The 19,864-nt window shown below is 58.0% G+C and carries 17 protein-coding genes, 1 tRNA gene and 2 pseudogenes; 5 read left to right on the top strand and 15 right to left on the bottom strand.

All coding sequences use genetic code 11. The features are described from left to right. Positions 1–58 precede the first annotated feature (58 nt). Both OS189_RS06865 and OS189_RS06860 read left to right on the top strand, forming a co-directional pair. Positions 59–1,534 carry a leucyl aminopeptidase gene (locus OS189_RS06865; protein WP_267166562.1) on the top strand — a complete coding sequence of 492 codons (1,476 nt, stop codon included), beginning with the start codon at positions 59–61 and terminating at the stop codon, positions 1,532–1,534. Between the two features lie 4 nt (positions 1,535–1,538). After that, entirely contained in the window at positions 1,539–1,997 is a 459-nt protein-coding gene (locus tag OS189_RS06860) for a DNA polymerase III subunit chi (protein ID WP_267166561.1), read from the top strand. A 36-nt stretch (positions 1,998–2,033) separates the two neighbouring features. Here OS189_RS06860 and OS189_RS06855 read toward each other — a convergent pair whose 3' ends face one another. From OS189_RS06855 to OS189_RS06840, 4 genes are all read right to left on the bottom strand, one after another. Further along, on the bottom strand, positions 2,034–2,708 hold the full coding sequence (locus OS189_RS06855) for an MgtC/SapB family protein (RefSeq protein ID WP_267166560.1): 675 nt from the start codon (positions 2,706–2,708) through the stop codon (positions 2,034–2,036). 173 nt (positions 2,709–2,881) lie between these two features. Continuing rightward, positions 2,882–3,463 carry a retropepsin-like aspartic protease family protein gene (locus tag OS189_RS06850; RefSeq protein ID WP_267166559.1) on the bottom strand — a complete coding sequence of 194 codons (582 nt, stop codon included), beginning with the start codon at positions 3,461–3,463 and terminating at the stop codon, positions 2,882–2,884. A gap of 45 nt (positions 3,464–3,508) precedes the next feature. Beyond that, on the bottom strand, positions 3,509–4,147 hold the full coding sequence (locus OS189_RS06845) for a MarC family protein (protein ID WP_267166558.1): 639 nt from the start codon (positions 4,145–4,147) through the stop codon (positions 3,509–3,511). After that, entirely contained in the window at positions 4,144–6,006 is a 1,863-nt protein-coding gene (locus OS189_RS06840; protein ID WP_267166557.1) for an ABC-F family ATP-binding cassette domain-containing protein, read from the bottom strand. The genes OS189_RS06845 and OS189_RS06840 overlap by 4 nt, the downstream gene beginning before the upstream one ends. Before the next feature lie 104 nt (positions 6,007–6,110). Here OS189_RS06840 and ndk point away from each other — a divergent pair, with 104 nt between their 5' ends. Then, the gene (ndk, locus tag OS189_RS06835) at positions 6,111–6,533 is read left to right on the top strand and encodes a nucleoside-diphosphate kinase (protein ID WP_267166556.1); all 423 of its coding nucleotides are present in this window, start codon (positions 6,111–6,113) and stop codon (positions 6,531–6,533) included. Positions 6,534–6,602: 69 nt separating this feature from the next. Here the strand turns inward: ndk and OS189_RS06830 are convergent, their stop codons facing one another. The 10 genes from OS189_RS06830 to OS189_RS06785 all read right to left on the bottom strand — a co-directional run bounded on the left by OS189_RS06830 (position 6,603) and on the right by OS189_RS06785 (position 17,069). Next, positions 6,603–7,844 (bottom strand): DUF1501 domain-containing protein, encoded by a 1,242-nt coding sequence (locus OS189_RS06830; protein WP_267166555.1) that lies wholly within the window; start codon positions 7,842–7,844, stop codon positions 6,603–6,605. 4 nt (positions 7,845–7,848) lie between these two features. After that, the gene (locus OS189_RS06825) at positions 7,849–9,234 is read right to left on the bottom strand and encodes a DUF1800 domain-containing protein (protein ID WP_267166554.1); all 1,386 of its coding nucleotides are present in this window, start codon (positions 9,232–9,234) and stop codon (positions 7,849–7,851) included. Positions 9,235–9,358: 124 nt separating this feature from the next. Then, the gene (rsgA, locus tag OS189_RS06820) at positions 9,359–10,306 is read right to left on the bottom strand and encodes a ribosome small subunit-dependent GTPase A (RefSeq protein ID WP_267166553.1); all 948 of its coding nucleotides are present in this window, start codon (positions 10,304–10,306) and stop codon (positions 9,359–9,361) included. A 183-nt stretch (positions 10,307–10,489) separates the two neighbouring features. Continuing rightward, on the bottom strand, positions 10,490–11,419 hold the full coding sequence (locus OS189_RS06815) for an AEC family transporter (RefSeq protein ID WP_267166552.1): 930 nt from the start codon (positions 11,417–11,419) through the stop codon (positions 10,490–10,492). A gap of 68 nt (positions 11,420–11,487) precedes the next feature. After that, the gene (locus OS189_RS06810; protein ID WP_267166551.1) at positions 11,488–12,291 is read right to left on the bottom strand and encodes an MBL fold metallo-hydrolase; all 804 of its coding nucleotides are present in this window, start codon (positions 12,289–12,291) and stop codon (positions 11,488–11,490) included. Beyond that, positions 12,288–13,094 (bottom strand): TatD family hydrolase, encoded by an 807-nt coding sequence (locus OS189_RS06805; protein ID WP_267166550.1) that lies wholly within the window; start codon positions 13,092–13,094, stop codon positions 12,288–12,290. Before OS189_RS06805 ends, OS189_RS06810 begins: the two co-directional genes overlap by 4 nt. A 16-nt stretch (positions 13,095–13,110) precedes the next feature. Next, positions 13,111–14,226 (bottom strand): DNA polymerase III subunit delta', encoded by a 1,116-nt coding sequence (locus tag OS189_RS06800; protein WP_267166549.1) that lies wholly within the window; start codon positions 14,224–14,226, stop codon positions 13,111–13,113. Positions 14,227–14,314: 88 nt separating this feature from the next. Next, a complete protein-coding gene (gene tmk / locus OS189_RS06795) occupies positions 14,315–14,950 on the bottom strand; it encodes a dTMP kinase (RefSeq protein WP_416237463.1) in 636 nt (211 codons plus the stop codon). Then, positions 14,947–16,125 carry a D-alanyl-D-alanine carboxypeptidase family protein gene (locus OS189_RS06790; protein ID WP_267166548.1) on the bottom strand — a complete coding sequence of 393 codons (1,179 nt, stop codon included), beginning with the start codon at positions 16,123–16,125 and terminating at the stop codon, positions 14,947–14,949. Before OS189_RS06790 ends, tmk begins: the two co-directional genes overlap by 4 nt. 17 nt (positions 16,126–16,142) lie before the next feature. Beyond that, positions 16,143–17,069, bottom strand: coding sequence for an SPOR domain-containing protein (locus tag OS189_RS06785; RefSeq protein WP_267166547.1), 927 nt, complete (start codon positions 17,067–17,069; stop codon positions 16,143–16,145). A 152-nt stretch (positions 17,070–17,221) separates the two neighbouring features. Here OS189_RS06785 and OS189_RS06780 point away from each other — a divergent pair. Continuing rightward, positions 17,222–17,311 (top strand) — tRNA-Ser (locus OS189_RS06780). Positions 17,312–17,880: 569 nt separating this feature from the next. Then, positions 17,881–18,036 (top strand): annotated as a pseudogene (locus OS189_RS18695) (HGGxSTG domain-containing protein); the annotation flags it as partial. A gap of 299 nt (positions 18,037–18,335) precedes the next feature. Here OS189_RS18695 and OS189_RS06775 read toward each other — a convergent pair. Continuing rightward, positions 18,336–19,303 (bottom strand): annotated as a pseudogene (locus tag OS189_RS06775) (IS5 family transposase). Positions 19,304–19,864 lie beyond the last annotated feature (561 nt).

The following is a 19,864-nucleotide window of genomic DNA, read 5'->3' as shown; positions in this document are numbered from 1 at the left end:
GTCATGGGGGCCGGGGCGCGTTAGGTCTTGGGCAATATCTGACAAAAAGGCACATGACATGAGCACACTCACCCCGATCACATTTGCAGCCACCGATCTGGACGCTATCGCCACGCAAACGGGCCGTGTTGCCGTGTTTGTCGATGCTGCGGGCAAGCTTGATCCCGGTGCGCGGCGTGTGAACCGCCTGACCAAAGGATCGGTCGCACGGCTGATCGAAAGCGACCGGTGGGGCAAGATGAAAGACGGCGAGATTGCAAGCATCGGCTATCCTGCGGGAATGGCAGCGGAAGCTGTGGATGTCGTCCGGCTTGAGCGTAACGCCAAGGGTATGATCGCACGAAAAGCGGGGGCGGCACTGGCAAAAACACGCGCCGGCAAGGCTGATATGCTGCTTCTGTGCGCGCCCTTGCGTCACGCGTCAGAGGTCGTGTTCGGCCTGGCAATGCGGGATTACGCGTTTGAGCCTCATAAAAGCGCCGACAGTACCCGCACAGGTGCGGTGCAGGTAATGCAAGGCAAGCCCGAGGAACTGGAAGCCGCCTGCGCGCCGTTGCTTGCCGTTGCCGAAGGCGCGCACATGACCCGCGATCTGACAAATGAACCGTCCAATGTGCTGACCACCACCAACTATGCCGAGCGGCTGAAAGAGATGGAAAGCCTTGGTTTGAAAGTTGAGGTGTTGGATGAAAAGGCGTTGGTAAAGCTTGGAATGAGAACGCTTTTATCCGTCGGGCAGGGGTCTGACAGCCCGTCTTATGTCGTGGCGATGCGCTGGGACGGTGGCGAGAAGGACGCGGCCCCGCTGGCGCTGGTTGGCAAGGGTGTGGTGTTTGATACCGGCGGGATCTCCCTGAAACCAGCCGCCGGAATGGAAGACATGACAATGGACATGGGCGGCTCTGCCGTTGTGGCGGGCGTAATGCGCACGCTGGCGTTGCGCGGTGCCAAGGCCAATGTTGTGGGCATTGTCGGCATTGTCGAAAACATGCCATCTGGCAAAGCGTCCCGCCCCGGTGATGTGGTGAAAACCATGAAGGGTGACACGGTCGAGAACATCAATACAGACGCGGAAGGGCGTTTGGTGCTGTGTGATGTCATGTGGTACGCGCAGGAACACTACAAACCTGCGGCGATGATTGATCTGGCCACGCTGACAGGGGCGATCATCATCGGCTTGGGACATGAAAACGCCGGAGTCTTTTCCAACAACACCTCGTTTTGCAACGATTTCCTGAAAGCGGCCGAGGCCGAGGGCGAAGGGGCATGGCGAATGCCCATGGGTCAAGCCTATGATGACCAGTTGAAAAGCCGCATCGCAGATATGAAAAACGTAGGCGGGCGGCCCGCTGGCTCTATCACGGCGGCGCAATTCCTGCAGCGGTTTGTGAAAGAGGACTGCCCTTGGATTCACCTTGATATTGCCGGTGTGGCATCTGTCAAATCCGAGACCGCTTTGGCACCTGTAGGCGCAACAGGCTGGGGTGTCGCATCTCTTAACCGTTTGATTTCAGATAATTACGAGACGGAGTGAATCCATGGGCGCGGTGATGTTCTATCATCTGACGCAGCGGCCCTTGATGGATACGCTGCGCATGCTGGTGGAAAAATCGCTAGCGGCCGGCTGGCGTGTGTCGGTGCGTGGCACCGACCGCGGGGGCCTTGAGGCGCTGGACACGGCCCTGTGGCTGGGGCCGGAGGGCAGTTTTCTGCCGCACGGAATGGATGGGACGGCGCATGATGTCTTGCAGCCCGTATTGCTCGGCACAGCAAGCGCCAATGCAAACGGCGCGCAATGTTTGATGGCCGTACACTCCGCTGAAATCACACCCGAGGATGCCGCGGCAATGGAGCGGGTGTGCATTCTGTTTGACGGCTACGACGACGCCGCGCTGGCCCATGCGCGGGGTCAATGGCGTGCCCTGACAGGCGCAGGCGTCAGTGCGCAATATTGGTCCGAGGAGTCGGGGCGCTGGGAAAAGAAGGCGCAAACCTAGCAGATGCGCCGTCCCGGCTCGCAGCTAGCGTAACACTTATTCGAAATCGCTTTCAGCATCCTCAGCTATTGACCACGCCGCCAGGAGCAGAGCAGAGTCGCGAGATATCCTTGTGATAACCCGCTCGACCCGCGTTTCAGCATCGTCTGTACCGCTTACCTTCGCGCCGATTTTAATCGCATCGCTGCCTTTGCGGCTGGCAATACGGCACAATTTCAGCGACTCTTCCGTCAGGGTTGCCATCAGGATTGCGCGAAATTCTTTTTCATCATCTGGTCTGCATTCAAACGTCAGATCGAAATACTGTTCGGAATCGTAGGATCGTGCGGATGCGGCTTTTAACCTGCGGACAATCGGGCGCAGTCCCAAATTTGCAAATACAATCAGGGAAGTGAGTGCGACTGCATACAAGATGTGACCAGTGCCGGCAATCATGCCGACAGCGGCGGCGCACCACAAGGTTGCTGCTGTATTGATCCCTTGAATGTTGAAACCGTCACGGAAGATAATACCTGCGCCCAGAAATCCGATGCCAGAGACAATCTGTGCGGCAACGCGTGTCGGGTTGATGTCATCCGGAAAAAGCGCGGCAAAGGTAACAAATGCCGCCGCCCCAAGCGCGACCAAAGCATTTGTGCGCAATCCGGCCATCCTGCCGCGAAATTGGCGTTCCGAACCGATGATAGCGCCCAAGGTGAGCGCGACAGCCATGTTGATGCTCGCAAATAACAGGGACAGATCAATGTCTGCAAAAATATGTACCAACGGACGGACCTTTTTGATTTTGTAGGGTTATTAATACTGAACCTGCGCTAAAACAGGCTGGCGGCACAGTCGGTTTAGGGGGCTTTCGCGACATTGCAGCGGATTAAACGCGCACGTGTTTATCGTGTCAGGCGCAGCTCTCCACCTGAAATTTCGATGCGGCCCCATTTTTCCAGATAGCCCATGCCAAGCAGCGAGCCGTCCATCTCGCCGCCGTTTACAGAAGCACGCACATCGGTATCGGTGATGTCGCCCAGTTGCACGGTGTCGATCCGAACTGGTGCGGTGCGAACCCGGCCGTTTGCCGTGTTGGCTGTACCGATGAAGTTCAATGTGGCGGGGTCAAGGCCAGCACGCTGCGCATCTTCGCGGCTCAGCACCATGTCGGTGGCCCCTGTATCAACGACAAAGCGGATGTTTTCGCCATTCAGCCTTAGCGTAAGGTAATAATGCCCGTCCAGTTGGCGCGGTACGCTGATCTGTCCGTCGCCAAGTTGCAGCATCTGGTCGTTCATTGTCTGCCGCTGCACGTCGTTCCACAGCCCGTAAGCGGCAATTACCCCAAGGAACAGAAAGCCCCAGATCATGGCTTGCTGCAACATTTTGCCAAGGCCACCGCGATTCTGCACAAAGAACCAACCTGCAATGGCGCAGCCCAGCAGGGCGAGGTAGATCAGGCTTGCGGTGTCGTCTCCGGTCATGGGCAGCTCCTTTTCGCTAATAACTAATATAGGAGCGGGGCGCTGTTATCCAACAGGGGTGACGAACCCGAATTCTGCCAGACCGTCGAGAACAAACTGCACCGACAAGGCCGCAAGCAACATACCGAAAATGCGGGTAAACACGTTAATGGCAACCTTGCCCACGCGCTTTTCCAGATTGCTGGAAACCCGCAGCATCAAATACATCATCAGCAAAACAACAGCCAGAATGCCAAACACCGTGACCAGGCCTTCACCGCCTGGCTTTTCACCAACCAGCAGGATCACGGATGCAATTGCACCGGGGCCGGCGATCAGCGGGATGGCGAGGGGGAAAACGCTTGGGTCTTCATGGGCTGGGTCCGGCTCACTGGAGCTGTCTTCGCGCCGCTTTGTGCGCCGCTCGAACAACATATCAAGGGCGGTCAAAAACAGCAAAACACCGCCTGCCACACGGAATGCAGCCATCGAAATGCCGATGAAATCCAGTACAGCTTCTCCCGCCAGCGCAAACACCACAAGGATCAGCCCACCGACCAGAACCGCGCGCCGCGCGATGCGCTCCCGCTGGATAGAGGTGAGGTTTGGCGTGATCGCAATGAAAATCGGCGCAATCGCGATCGGGTCGACAACTACCAAAAGCGTGACAAACGCGGTGATCATATAGGCGGTGTCAAATATCACGCTTGGGCCTTCTCTAGCTTCTCTTCGGCGGCCAGCCAGATGCTCTCGGCCCGTTCAAGCGCCTGCATCACTTCGGCATATTTCTTGTTCCAGACTTCCAGCTCGCCCACTTTGTCTTTTTCATAAAGCGCGGGATCGGCCAGCTTTTTGGCCAGCTTGTCCCGCATTTCATTGATCTTGGATACACGCGCTTCGGATGTACGCACCTCGCTGCGCAGGGCAAGGATATCCTCGCGGCTGGCGCGCTTTTCTTTTGGGACTTCTACCTTGGGTTTGGCGTTCTTGCTGACCGGTTTTTCCACGGTCAGCAGCATCTTGCGATAGGCTTCCAGATCGTCCTCGTAGGGTTTTACCGTGCCGTCGGACACCAGCCAAAGACGGTCTGCAACCATCGACAAAAGGTGCATGTCGTGGCTGACCAGAATTACCGCGCCGCTGTAACGGGTCAGCGCCTCAACCAGCGCTTCGCGGCTTTCGATATCAAGGTGGTTTGTCGGCTCGTCGAGGATCAGCAGGTGCGGCGCATCAAGGGTGGCCAGCAACAACGACAAACGCGCCTTTTGCCCACCGGACAAGCGGCCAACTGCGGTATCGGCCTGATCTGGGCCAAGTCCGAAGCCGGCAAGCTGTGCGCGCAGCTTGGATTGCATCACACCGGGGCGTGCAGCAATCATGTGCTGTAGCGGGGTTTCGTCGATCATCAGCTCGTCAACCTGATGCTGGGCGAAAAAGCCGATGCGCAGTTTGTTGGAATTGACCTGCTTACCTTCGAACAGAACCAGACGGTTTGACAGCAGTTTCGAAAGGGTCGATTTGCCCTGACCGTTTTTGCCCAGCAGGGCGATGCGGTCATCCTGATCAATCCGCAGGTTCAGGCGCGACAGAACCGGAACGCCGTTGTCATAACCGGTTGATCCCCCCTCGATAGAGATAATGGGCGGCGACAATTCATCCGGTTGCGGGAAGGTGAATACCTTGCGCGCGGCTTCTTCCGGCGGCGTGATGGTCACCATCTTTTCGATGGCTTTCATCCGCGATTGCGCCTGTTTGGCCTTTGATGCCTTGGCCTTGAAGCGATCGACAAAGGCCTGCATGTGCGCCTTGTGCGCTTGCTGTTTCTTGGCGGCGGCGCTCAGCTGTGCGCGCTTTTCGGCGCGCATTTTGGCGAACTGGTCGTAGTTGCCCTGATAGTAGGTCAGCTTGCGGTCTTCCAGATGCAGGATGCCGCCAACGGCGCGGTTCAGCAGGCCACGGTCGTGGCTGATGATGATGACTGTGTGCGGATACTTGGCGAGGTAGTTTTCAAGCCAAAGTGCGCCTTCAAGGTCGAGATAGTTTGTCGGTTCGTCCAGCAGCAGCAGATCAGGCTGCGCAAACAGCACTCCGGCCAGCGCCACACGCATACGCCACCCGCCCGAATAGGCCGAGCAGGGCTGTTGCTGGTCATAATCATCAAACCCCAACCCCTTGAGGATGGATGATGCGCGTCCTTCGGCGGTCCATGCGTCAATGTCGACAAGACGGGCCTGAATATCGGCGATGCGCGCGGGGTCGGTGGCGGTTTCCGCCTCTGCCATCAGGCTGGCGCGTTCCACATCGGCGGCCAGTACCGTATCAATCAGCGATGTCTCCGAGCTTGGCACTTCCTGCGCGACGCCCCCGATCCTCGCACGGCTGGGCAGCGAAATCTCGCCTGCGTCTAGCCCCAGCTCCCCGCGGATGATGCGGAACAGCGTGGTTTTGCCAGCCCCGTTGCGCCCGACAAGGCCCACTTTGTGGCCATCGGGAATGACGGCGCTTGCCTCTTCAAAGAGAGGACGGCCTTCGACGGAATAGTTGATCTCTGATATACGTAACATGGGCTGCGTTTGAACCATGTAGCGTCGCGCGTCAATCGCCGCTTTTCACGGGGCGGGGGCCATGCTAGGGAGCGGCCAAATCAACACTTACACGGAGACGACCCATGGCTCTTGAGCGCACATTCTCGATCATCAAACCAGATGCAACAAAACGCAACCTTACCGGCGCGATTGCAAAGAAATTCGAAGACGCGGGCCTGCGCATTGTCGCATCCAAGCGTATTCACCTGACAAAAGCACAAGCAGGCGAGTTCTACAAAGTACACGCCGAGCGTCCATTCTATGACGAACTGTGCGAATTCATGGCCTCCGCGCCAATCGTTGCGCAGGTTCTGGAAGGCGAAAACGCCATCGCGAAAAACCGCGAAGTCATGGGCGCAACCAACCCTGCAGACGCAGAAGCCGGCACAATCCGCGCCGAATTTGCTGAATCAGTTGGCGAAAACTCGGTTCACGGCTCAGACGCGCCAGAGACTGCAAAGGAAGAAATCGCGTATTTCTTCTCCGGTCTGGAGCTGGTGGGCTAAGCCAACCTGCTGATTGACGGATGGACCAGGGTCGCTTTCGGGCGGCCCTTTTCTTTTCCGATTGTGGCGCTAGCGCAGCAGGGCCGGGTTATAGCCCATATCGAGCTTGGGAAAAATTTCTGTCTCGAGGGTGGTGCGCTCCAGTCCGAACTGGCTGTGCAATAGCCACGCAAGATAGGCGCGCACGTCACGGGTGGGCATCAGATCGCGGCGCGCATAAAGCTGTGCTTCATCCAGTCCGGGCCAGTCGCCTGCCACTTGTCTACCCCGCAATGCGCCCCCTGCCAACACCATCAACCCGCCGGTGCCGTGGTCGGTGCCACCTGATCCGTTGATCCGCGCGGTTCGGCCGAATTCGGTCACTGCGACAACGGTTGTTTTGTTCCAGACGGGGCCGCGCACAGTTTCCTGTAGCGTCAGAATTGCATCTGCCAGACGTTTTAGCGTTTTGGGCAAGGTGGCGTTCTGGGTCTGGTGGGTGTCCCAGCCGTTGATAGAAAACGAGGCGATGCGCGTATCTGCGCGCAAACGCTTGCCTGCAAATTCCGCAATGCGTTGTTCAAGCGAGCCGTTCTTGCCGCCCCCTTGCGCGCGGTTCTTGTTAACCATCGACATCATGTCATCGGGTGTGCCGGTGATCGCCACGGCATCGCCGTCACCGTCCGACAAGGCCAGCGCCTGCTGGAACGCTGCGTCAAACAGCGGATCATCTTTCATGATCATGCCCGCCAGCTTGATCGCCTGCGGGCTGAGGACCAGATCAGCTTCGGGTGTCCAGCGCTGCACGGGCGCCGCACCGCCCAGAACCCCCAGCGGATCGCGGCCGATGGCATAGGCTGTCTCGGAGCGGCTGTCGGGCAGGTGTTGCAGAACGCGGTTTAACCAGCCGTCACGCGATGTCCCCGCACCCAGATCGCTCAGGCCGGCCTCCAGCAAATCCTGGCCGTCGAAATGGCTGCGCTTGTCGCGGTAGGGGGTAGAGACGGCGTGGGCAAAGCCAAGCTGCCCTTGTTGCCACAGCGGCATCAGCGGGCGCAGCGCAGGGTGCAGCGCGAAATATCCGTCCAGATCAATCGCACCTTCCGGTCCTTCCAGCCCCGCATCACCGCGCAGGGCGGCATACGCGGGGTCACCATACGGGCGCACAACATCCAGCCCGTCCATGCCACCGCGCAAAATGATCACCACAAGACGATGATCACCGGGGATGGCGGCAAAACTGACGGGCGTCAGCAGCGGGCTGGCCGCCAGCGAGCAGCCGATCAGGGCGGAGCGTGCCAGAAACGTGCGGCGGTCGAGGGACTCTGTCATGCGCTCAACTCCTCTGAAACGCGGGCGAAGCCAACACAAGGCCAACGCCGTCCCAACGGCTTTCGGCGGCTTTGGCGGCAAATTCAACCGCGGGCGTGGTAAACCTACCCAGCGCGGTATGCACAAACTCACGCGGATCGGGCAGATCGCTCAGCAGCAGTTGTGGCACGGTTATTGCCCATTGCAGACGTGCGGCGATGCCTTGGGGCGCAATCCATGCGCTGTCTTCTTCGGGCAGGCCATCCGGCCCGTCGGGTTTTTCCCAGATATGGCCCATCTCGCCCATTGGCAAAATAATCAGCCGCCGTGCAAGGCGCTCTTCCAGCGATGATATCCCATCGGGCGGCACAGCAAGGGCGCGCATTGCTGATCCCATGAAATGAAACGCGGGTTTCACATTGCTGCGCGGTGTTTCCCATGCGGCGGGATGTGTCAGCAATGCTTCGTTCACCGCGCCCAGATCGCCACCGGTTTCAAGGAAACGCGCCTCCAGCGCGCTGACCAACGCTGGATCAGGTGTATCGGATGTGAAATGCACGGCCAGCTTCCACACAATGTGGCGCGCTGTTGCGGGATGCTTCGCCAGATCGCGCAGCACCGCCTGAATATCGCGGATATGCGCAGGGCCACCGCCATAGGTCTTGCCCAGTACTGTCTCGCTGCCCGGTTCGGCCTGATCCTTTCGGAATTTCAACTGCATCGGGCGGCCGAAGGTGAGGCCGCTTAGCAACTCTGCCAGTTCGGTCACGTCCGTCTGGGTATAGGGTGCATTTGCGCCCAGCGTGTGCAGTTCCAGCACCTCACGCGCGAGGTTTTCGTTCAGGCCGGTGAGTTTGCCACCTTTCGCCGCGCGCGGCGAGTTCGCCCCGATAGAACGGTCCTGATCAAGGTAGTGGATCATCAGCGGATGCAGGATGGCGGCCTGTAACAAATCTTCGAACGGGCCGTTGATATGGGGGCGAATTGCGCTTTCCATATAGGGGGATGCGGCGCGGCGCACCAATCCTGCCTTGCCGGTTGCGGTGAAATGATCGGCCCAGAACATCGACAGGCGTTCGCGCAGGGGGGCGTTGGTGTGGGCCCAGCGGTTCAGATGTTGACCCAGCCAGCCGACCTGTGCAATTCGCGCTTCCTTGTTCAACACACGGCGGTCTTTCTTGGCGGTCAGTGCCTCGGGCGAGCCGCGATTTTGCTTGCGGATCTTTTGCAAATCCTGCGCCGTGCTGATCCGCGCCTGAAACGCATCGAATGTTTCGATTGGAAAGCGTTTGGCAATGGCATCGGGCGATTTCAGCGTGGCAAGCATTTGCGCAACAGATGCAGGCGGCGCCACATTGGGCGACAGACCGCAGCCGAACCGAATGTCTGCCAGTTGTGGATCGAAACGCATGTGCAATATCCTTGGCGGGTGGTGTGACAGATCATAGCGTCTGCGTGGCGGGAATACAGGGTCACCGGAGGGCCGAGCGCACAATTGGCGGTTCATCGCTGTTGTCTGGCGCGCGCGCCGCGCGCTAACGTTTTTTGCCGCGCCCTCGGGGCGCTGCGTTGCCCTTTGCGCCGTTAGGATCGGGTGCGTTTGCATCGTTTTCGTCGCGCAGTTTTCGCCAGCGGTCCAGCCGCGCGGAATCAATGCGGCCAGCGGCGACAGCAGCGCGCACAGCGCATCCCGGTTCATGCGCATGGGTGCAGTTGCGAAATTTGCAATCGGGTGCGGTTTCAGTGATTTCGGCGAACAGGATATCCAGACCATCGGATAAATCCCTAACATGCAGCGTGCGGATACCGGGGGTGTCGATCACCCAGCCGCCGCCCTTTATGGCATGGAGCGAACGCGAGGTTGTGGTGTGCCGGCCCTTTGCATCATCCTCGCGGATACCGCCGGTAAGCTGCGCATCTTCGCCGGATTTTTCGGTCAGTGTGTTCAGCAGCGTTGATTTCCCAACGCCCGACGACCCGACAAGCGCAACGGTCTGTCCTATGCCGCACCACGGGGCCAGCGTATCAACAGCCGAATGGGCCTTTGCATTCAGCGATACTACCTTCAGCCCACGCTGCAATTTCGTCGCGGCGTCCTTGAAGGGGGTCACGTCATCGACCTGATCCGCCTTGGTCAGTACGATCACGGGGTCGGTGTCTGCCTCGTTTGCGAGGGCAAGATAGCGCTCCAACCGTGCGGGATTGAAATCATCGTTGCACGACGTCACGATAAACAGTGTGTGCAGGTTGGCGGCGATCAGTTGCGGCACACGCGCGCCTTCGGGGTTGCGTTGCAGTAGCGCATGCCTGTCGAGCCTGCGCACCAGCAGATTTGTGCGCGGCTCCGCCAGTATCCAATCACCAACGGCGAACCCTGTGGTTTTCGTCTTTGCCGGCAGCGTGACCCTGACCGGCCCGTCAACAGATTGCGCGGTCATGCGCGCGCGGTGCACGGTTGCGATGCGCAACCGCTCCAGCGGCATTTCATCCGCTGCAAGCTGTTCTTCGAAAAATGGGGACCAGCCCAGTGTGGTCAGAGCAGCAGTGCTTTGGCTAGGAGTTTCTATCGCAAATATCCTGAATCTGTGCGGTGATCATCTATCGCAAGGGGCGCGGTCTATCGCAAGGCCGCAGATAGGTAACCGCCATGAAATTTCTGCGCTGCACTATCCCAGAACTGTCAACCAGACCCAGACCGTGAGGATAGACGAGGCCGTAGCGATTAGTACGGACGAGGCGGCAACACGCCTGCTGCGACCGTACATATTCGCGAAAATATAGGCGTTGAACCCCGGCGCCATAGCGGCTGTCAGCACGCCCGCACGAAACAGGTCAGTCGGAACAGATAGCGCGCTGCCCATCACCCATACAATTGCCGGATGAGCGATCAGCGCGATACAGCAGACCATGGCGATGGCTTTCATATCGCCCTCGGGTTTGTACTGGATCAGCACGCCACCCAATGCAAACAATGCCGCAGGCAGGGCCGCGCGCACGATCAGCGACAACGCGTCATCAACAACTGCGGGGATCGGCAAGCCGGTGAAATTGACAGCAAAGCCTGCCATAATGCCAATCACCAGCGGGTTGTGAAACATGGCACGGGTGACTGAGCGCGCAAAGACCCCACCGCTTTGTCCGCGATTGCGCACAAATTCCATCACCGTGATGCCCAGCCCGTAGCAAAACGGGGAATGTATTGCGATGATCATGTAGTTGCCCGTCAGGTGATCCGCGCCGTAAGCGCGTTCGGATATTGGCAATCCCAACAGGACCGAGTTTGAAAACAAGCAGCAAAAGCCGATTGCAACGCAATCTTCCCAATCGCGTTTGAAAAACAAGCGCGCGCCAAAGGTGCCAAGGGCAAAACAAATAGCCGCGCCGCTGTAAAAGCTGAACAGCAGCCGCGCATCAAAAGAAGCCTCAAGATCAAGGTTGGCAATGGCTTGAAACAACAGGCACGGCACAGCAAAGCTCTGTGCAAAGCGCAGCACACCATCAACGCCTGATACCGGAAATAGCCCACGCCAGACCGCGACATAGCCAAAGCCGATGACCAGAAAGACCGGAAGAATGACTTCTAGAAGGGTTTGCATGGCGGGTGGGTCCGAACAGGAATACGTCTTTGCCTACACCGCCGTGTCCAGGGACGAAAGGCGCGATGTTAGTCCAGCGCGAACTCCATGATCATGCCGTCATAGGCGGGGCTGACGTGATCGGGGGTTTCGGCCAATAGAGTGGCGTAATCCAGATCGGTGTGCATGTTGGTCAGTACCGCACGTTCCGGGCGCATCCTTTCGATCCAGTCCAGCGTCTGTGACAGGTGGCTGTGGGTAGGGTGTGGATCACGGCGCAAGGCATCAACAATCCAGCAGCGCAGACCTTCCATATGATGCCATTTATCATCTGGAATGGTTGCAACATCAGGTAGATAGACCACATCGTTCACCCGAAATCCCAGCGCGTCCATACCGCCGTGCGGCACTGAAAACGGCGTGAATTCCAACCGCCCGCCAGCACCGTCAATCACCACGTCGCCCTGCATCAGGTTCATTTCCAGAATGGGCGGATACATGGACCCTTCGGGCGTCACAAAGGCATAGCCGAACCGGTCCATCAGGGCATCGCGGGTAGGCTGGTCAGCCCAGACAGGCAGCCGTTTGCGCATGTTGATCACGATCATGCGCAGATCATCCATGCCGTGCACATGGTCTGCATGGGCGTGGGTATACAGCACGGCGTCCAGTCGCCCCACCTGCGCATCCAGCAACTGGCTGCGCATGTCGGGTGACGTGTCGATCAGCACGGCGGTGGTGCCGGAATTGCGCACCCGCTCCACAAGGATCGAGCAGCGGCGGCGCGCATTGCGCGGCTCTGCCGGATCACAGGCCCCCCACACACCACCGAGGCGCGGCACCCCGCCGGAGGATCCACAGCCAAGTATAGTAATGCGCATCACATCGCTCATGCGGTCTCCTTGTAGGCAGCGGCCTTGGTGAAAAGGCGCTCGAAATTGGCCTCCGACTGTGCGGCGAATGTCGCAAAATCAATGCCGAATGTCTCGGCGGCGCGGCGCGCGGTATGGGCGGTATAGGCAGGCTCGTTGCGCTTGCCGCGGTGGGGCGGGGGCGCCAGATAGGGGCTATCGGTTTCGACCAACACACGCTCTAGCGGGGCGGCGGCAAAGATATCGCGCAACTCCTGACTTTTCGGGAACGCCGTAATGCCCGACATGCTGAGATAGAACCCCAGATCAAGGGCGGTGCGGGCCAACGCAGCTGTGGAGGAAAAGCAATGCATAACGCAGGTATAGGCGCCTTTTGCATATTCATCGCGCAGGATATGCGCCATATCCTCATCCGCATCGCGGCTGTGAATGATCAACGGCAGGCCGGTTTCACGCGCGGCGGCGATATGGATGCGCAGGCTGTCCTGCTGCAATTGCGCGCTTTCGGCGGTGTAGTGATAATCCAGCCCCGTTTCGCCGATCCCCACCATTTTGGGGTGCTGCGCGATGGTGAGGAGCTGGTCCAGCGTTGCCATAGGTTCACTTGCCACACTCATCGGGTGGGTGCCTGCGGCATAGAAAACCGAAGGATGGCTTTCTGCAATGGCGCGCACGTCCGGCTCGTTCTTGAGTTTGGTGCAAATCGTGACCATGCGCATGACGCCTGCGGCATGGGCGCGGTTGATCACCTCTGGCAATTCCTCGATCAGTTGGGGGAAATCGAGGTGGCAGTGGCTGTCGGTGATATGTGGTGTGTCGGTCATAATGCTCCGTAGGCGCTTAGCGTGGGGCGGCTTTGGCCATCTTTGTGAAGGTATCTAGAACCAGCGCAGCAGGGTCAAGGTTGACCGCGATACCATGCCGCGCGCGTGCGCCGATTTCGCCAGCCAGATCAGCCCAGATGCGCGCTTGATGGGGGTTAGGTGAGAGGCGCTGCAGGATCTCTGCCTCATTCGGTGCGGCCTGTGGTTGCGGTGGCGTGCCAGTGACACCGGTGCGCGCCAACCGGCTGAACAGCAAATCAATCAGCGTAAACATCAAATCGCGCTTTGCCTCGCCCCCGCGCGCAGCCGCCATTTCCGCTAGTTTCAGCGCCGCTGCGCGGTCGATACGGGGCAGGCTGCCCATTAATGCGACCAGATCGGCATAGAGCGCCGCGCCCCCAAGAAGGGACAACCGCATCGCGCCGCCGACAGAGCCACCCGACAGCGCGGCAAGCGCATCGGTATTGGCCGCCTGAACATCGGCTTGCGCCATCGCCTCCGCCACTTCTGCGGCGTCAAGCGTGCGCAAGGGCAGCGTGCGACAGCGCGAGCGGATTGTAGGCAGCAAGCCCGACGGCTGGTGCGAAATCAGGATCAAAAGCGCGCGGGCAGGCGGCTCCTCCAGCATTTTCAGCAAGGCGTTGGCTGCGGTGACGTTCATCTGGTCGGCGTCATCGATGATGACCACACGGTAACCGCCATCCGGTGCGGACATCTGGAAAAACCCGTTCAGCGCGCGGATATCATCTGCAACAATTTCCTGGCGCAATTTTTTGGTGGTGGGGTTGACGGTGCGCGTCACATTGCGAATGCGCCCTTCACCCCCAGAGGCCACGCGCAGGGCGATAGGATGATCCAGTGGAATCGGCAGGGTCGTGGCTGGTTGCGTTGCAAACATCCCGCCGTCATCAGGTTCGGGCGTGGCCAGCAGAAAGCGTGCGATCTGCCATGCCAACGTCGCCTTGCCGACACCGCGCGGCCCCGTCAGCATCCATGCATGGTGCAAACGACCTGTATTAAATGCATCGACAAAAGCGGTTTGCGCGGCCTCCTGACCAATCAGGCGCAGCGTGTCGCGCGGATGCGGCGCACCGTCGAGCCGTTCAGGTTGGGGAGGGGGTTCATCGCTCATATGCTGGGTTTAGCGGGGATCGGGCAGGTTGGAAATGGGGCGCGTAATTTTTCAAAAATTACGTTCGTTTTCCTTTCGGGGAGAACGGTTAGGGCTGCGATTTCAGTGCGCCTGCAACGACCGAGCGGATATCGGCGGCCACACTGTCCATATCTTTCGCACCGTCGATCACGCAAAAACGCTCGCTGAACTCTTCCGCTAGGGCCAGGAATCCCGCGCGCATCGCCGCTTGCAGGTTTTCGCCAAAATCCTCGAAACGCTCTTCGTCTCCCTGTCGGCCTCTGGCGCGCTTCAACCCTTCAGCGGGGTCCATATCGATCAGGATTGTCAAATCTGGTTCAACCCCGATCATCATGGCATGCAGGCTGTCGACTGTACTGCGCAGATCGCCACGGCTTAGCCCCTGATACATGCGCGTACTGTCGGCGAAGCGGTCGCAGATGACGATTTTTCCCTGTGCAAGGGCAGGGCGGATCAGTCGCTCCAGATGGTCACGGCGCGCGGCAGTGAACAGCAGGATTTCGGTTTCGGCGGACCAGCGGTCAGGGTCGCCCTGCAAGACCAGCGCGCGAATCTCTTCTGCACCTTGCGAGCCGCCCGGCTCACGGGTGAGGACAACGTCATGACCATTCGCACGAAGATTCTCTGCCAAGCGCTTGACCTGCGTGGATTTTCCCGAACCGTCGATGCCTTCAAAGCTGATGAACAAGCCTTGTTCGCTCACGATGCCTCAGACTCGGGTACGGACTCGGGATTAATCCGTGCAGCCACATGTTTTGCGGCCGCCAAAACCCGCGCGACAAATCCGTGCGGCGCAATCGTGCGATCGGCAAACAGTGGCACGCGGGTTTCGGGCAACCCTTCGGGGGTGATGATCAATTCTGCAATCTGCTCACCCTTCACCGCATGTTTCGCCTTGATCGGTCCGGAGTATACAACTTCGGATTTAAGCGGCGTCATGGGGTTGACCGGCAACAACAGGCTGAGATCTTCGCCCAGTACCAGACCCACAGTCGGTTCGGCACCAATCGCTACTTCGGCTTCGGCAATCTTTGTACCTGCCTTGCCCAGATCGGTCTGGGCAAACTGGCGGAATGCCCAGTTCACAACTGTTTCAGATTCACGTGCGCGCGCTTGTGCCGATTCTAGCCCCGACAGGACAAATATGATCCGTCTGTCGCCCTGCTTGGCGGAGCCGACAAGGCCGTAGCCCGCTTCCTGCGTGTGACCGGTTTTCAGACCGTCCGCACCGATGCCAAGACCCAGCAGCGGATTGCGATTCATCCTGTTGGCCGATTGTTTCGGATCGTACAGGAATTCCTTTTCTGCGAACATCGGGTAGAACTGTGGATAATCCCTGATCAATTTCGCCGCGATCAGGCCCAGATCACGCATCGACATGCGATGCCCCGCTTTGGGCCAGCCGTTGGAATTTGCAAAGGTTGAATTGGTCATACCCAGTTGCTGCGCGCGCATCGTCATCTGGCGTGCAAATGCGGCCTCTGTACCGGCCAGCGCTTCGGCGATAACAACACAGGCATCGTTGCCCGACAGCACGATAATTCCGCGCAACAGGTCTTCCACGGTGACGCGCTCACCGGCCTCCAGAAACATGGTAGAGCCGCCATAGGCCTGCGCGGCCTGTGACACGGGCAGTTTGGTATCCAGCGTAAATGTGCCTTGAGTATCGAGGGAGAGCGCCTCGAACGCCATGTAGAGGGTCATCAGTTTTGACATTGACGCAGGCGGCAGGGGCACGTCAGCCTCTTTGGCCAACAAAACAGTGCCGGTGTTGAAATCCATCACATAGGCCGAACTTGCCCGCGTATCGAACGCTTGTGCGCTTACGGATGATGCAAGCAGCGCAAGTGCGCTAAGGGTCAGTTTTAATCCGCGCATAAATGAACCTCTACGTATCAGCTGGAAACGGCGTAGGCATCGGTGAAGCCTTCCGATTTGATGGTCGATAGAATTTTTGACTGCTCGGCGCTGGTTGTGGCAGGGCCAACAACGACGCGCCAGAAAGTTTTTCCATTGATCTGGCTTTGCTTTACAGTCGGGGAGAGGCCCGCGCTGCGCATCTGTTTGGCCGCGCGGTCAGCGTTGGCCTGAATGCTGAAAATACCAATCTGGATAAACGGTTTGGAAAGACGGGATGCTTTTTGGGCCGGTGCAGGCTTTGGTGCCGGCGGTGTGGGTGCCGCAGCAGTAATCGCGGCGTCTGCTGTTGCTGTGACGTTATCCAGCGGCGCAGCAGTGACCTGTGCAGGGCTTTCGATTGCAACATCGGTCGCTGTTTCGCCGCCGCTTGTGTCCGGCTCTTCTACCTTGCGCAGGGCAGTCACATTCAGCTTTGTCGGCGCTCCGGCCAGAATACCCAACGCCACTGCCGCATCCGAGGATATCTGAAGGCTGGGTCCGGGAATGTCGCGCTCACGGCGGAACAGGGCACCTACAACAAACTTACCGTTGTCCTGGTTGCGGATGATCACCCGCTCGGGGTCTGTCACGTCAGGGTGCGCCACCCAGACACCACCAAGGCTTGGGCGGCCATCCCACAATCCCTGATCGGTAACCGAGAAGATCTCCGGCGCTTCGACGTCCCGCTCAATTGTCGGGCCTGTCACCGCCTTGGCCTGCGTGTCTGTTTTTCCCGCTCCGGCGGAGGGGAAGGCAAACTGACCCTGCTCGTCGCACCCTGCAAGCAGCGTCGCCATCAGCAGCGTGCCTGCCAGCGCGTGCAGCGGCCTGCGAAAAGCCGTCGTGTGTGTTTGATTGATCTGACTGCCCATGTGTCCCTCGTTCTTGCCTGTGCGCGGTCCTGTGTTCAGGCCACAACGCATCACCCCGTTTGCGGAGCATTTGCGCTACTGTAACGCGCCAGAGCCCCGCGCGACAAGACACGCAAAGAGCAATAGGCAATTTTCCCCGTCACATCGCGTGAATTTTGCCCGATTGCAGAATCATTTCGACCGTTTTAGGAAGCCATTACAGCGGAGGTTTGGCAGAGTGGTCGATTGCACCGGTCTTGAAAACCGACGGGCGTGAGAGCGTCCCCAGGGTTCGAATCCCTGAGCCTCCGCCATTTCAACTTTTCGTTTGTTTTCGATTTATAAATTCCGGATGTATGCGCTCTAGAATACATTCATGGATACACTTCTTTCTCCGCGTCCTAGAAATTTGATTAGGAAGCCTCCCACAGGTTTGCCAGTGGTTTCGAGAACTCTGGTACAAAGACAGATTGACCAAACACATCAAGGTGGTTTTTGGACCTAAGTCCTGAGATGTCGAACGTCACGTTGGACTGGTAAGAGTTAAGTGTATAAAATTCAAAAAACGGAGATTAAGTCTCTGTTATAGTTTGGTTTATGTGTGGTTTGGGCATTACTATCCTGCGTAGAAGCGATTGCATTAAATTGATAAACGAAAGGCCCCTAGATACCATTCGATAACGATAGATCGGCAGGGGACGTAAGTTTTGATTTCTATGGCAATGCGAATTGCATTTGCTCTGCAGCGCTCGATCAATATGTTGACTTCCAAAATACGTGCTCGTCGTGATTTGTAACAGGTTGCAACAGGCTAAGAGCCACTGGTCTCAGACATTATGGCGAACCGCTTCCGCTTGAACGCCGCCCAACCTGCGGCGCAAAAACACGTGATGGACTTGAGTGTCGTGAGAAAGTCGTCCTTAGCAAGACTAAGTGCCGGCTGCACGGTGGGGCATCGACGGGCGCCAGAAGAGAGGCGGGGAAAGAACGCATAGCACAGTCCCAGCGTTACCGCTGGGCAGCTTCTGGCATCTCGTAAAAGCAGCATCCAATACCCCTATATTGCAGATACGCAAAATCTATACTTTCCCATGGGCTTTAACGACGAAACTGTCTTAGATTTGGTCGCGAGCAACTTCCTTCGATCTATGCTAAAATGTTGTTCGCGGCGCGACTAGGCAGCATGTTGAACTTGTTTGACCTCGTTTTTAAATGCAATTCATAGGATTGATGCTCCAGCATACATCCGGCTCCACCTAGGTTGCGTCATTTTGCGTGCGCGGGGGCTTTGTTCCACAAACCCGCTTGAGGACGGGCTTCCCCTCTCCCCGGACGGATTTAGCCCACGGCCACGGTCTGGGCTCTGCCAAGAGTTGTGAAGCCATCGAGGATCGCTGCGCGGGTTTGGATCTCTGTAACCTGACGATCGAAGTCGCACGCCGAGAGGCGCTGGCCATGTAATTTTAAACAATGCTCCTTCGTTTTCGACGCGGCTCCGGCGGTGGTACCCGGTCAGATATCGCCACAGCGCGCGACCCAGGTACTTTGAGGATCGCACCGCTTCGTTGTGAGCTCTGGCCTCTGGCGTATCAGGCCTACACAACTTGGCATTCTTGCGCGGCGGGATAACGGCATACGCATTGCGGGCTGCAGTCGCGTCATGGCATTTGTGTGTGTCGAAAGCACCATCGGCAGTAACGCTGCCAAGCTCCTGATCCGGAGCAATCTGACTGAGAAGGCCGGGAAGCATCGGCACATCCATTGTCCGGCAGGCGCATGCGCAGCCTGCTGCCGAGAGAGGCTAATGCTGCTGCTCGTGACCTCGATTGCGCGTATCTAGAGGGTCTCCTCATCAATCCCTATGTGGACCTTGCGCCGTAGACGGCGTTTGGAGCCTACGTGCTTGCGAGCGTTCCACTCGCCTTCATCTTCAGCCTTTATGCCAGTGCTATCCCTTACCAGTGGCCAGCTGATCCCTTGTAAGGGATAGCGACGGCCAATGTCTTTTGACGCCGATACAGGGTGCTTAAATCTGACACCGGCCAGTCCAGCCCAACCCGCTTCAGCAGGTTCTCCACAAAGCCGGTCGTCTGTCTCAAAGGCGAACCGAAGTGGACTTGGAAGGTCGATCAGGCCTGAATGACCGCATCACTGTGGGTTTGTTGACATCCCCGCCGGCCAGAAGATGTCGCCTCCCACGCCATCTCAGGGTCGAACCAGACTGATAATAATCCGCGCCGCGTCAGCGAATGGTTATACTCTGGACAGCTTCGGGTCTTGTATGTCGTTGATGCCCAGCTGCGTATGAGCGCCAGCTATCACGCTGGATTAAGACAGTGATCCCTTTCAGAATGCGATTTTTGCAACATAGCTGTGCGCCGGGCATCGTCAATTCGAGTGCCGTGGCGAGGCCGATTTCGCGACTAAAGCATCCTTTGGGCGTTCCGGTTCGATGGCTGATGGTGGTGAATGTGCCTCTGGAGGCTTGGTAGTACCGACATGCTTCCCGTGGTCGGCATGGAAATTATAAAAGGCTAACAGCGCGTCGCGATCCTTGATCAATGCTGTCACAGTCTTGTCGTATACCATGCCTAGGTGCAGCCCATCACACAAGCCGACACTCTTGGGTATCCAATTTCATTCTGGTTGATTAACCAGACCGCCGCCCTCCTAAATGCAGCAAGCGGACACTCAGATTGAGCGGGTCGAGTGTCTGTTTTGCGGATATTCTGTTGAAAAACTCACGTTGATTTAGCCTCGTCTAACTGATTCAATTTCCTCATTGAGATGGGAGATTGTTGCGATGTTGGGACCACGGCAAGAAGCGCAAAGCGCTCTGTTTTACGATTTCTCTATCGAGGATCATG

It is taken from the genome of Sulfitobacter sp. F26169L, from assembly GCF_026410285.1.
Classification (GTDB): Bacteria; Pseudomonadota; Alphaproteobacteria; order Rhodobacterales; family Rhodobacteraceae; genus Sulfitobacter.
Note: the sequence above shows the minus strand (reverse complement) of the source record. Positions and strands in the feature narration are given on the sequence as shown.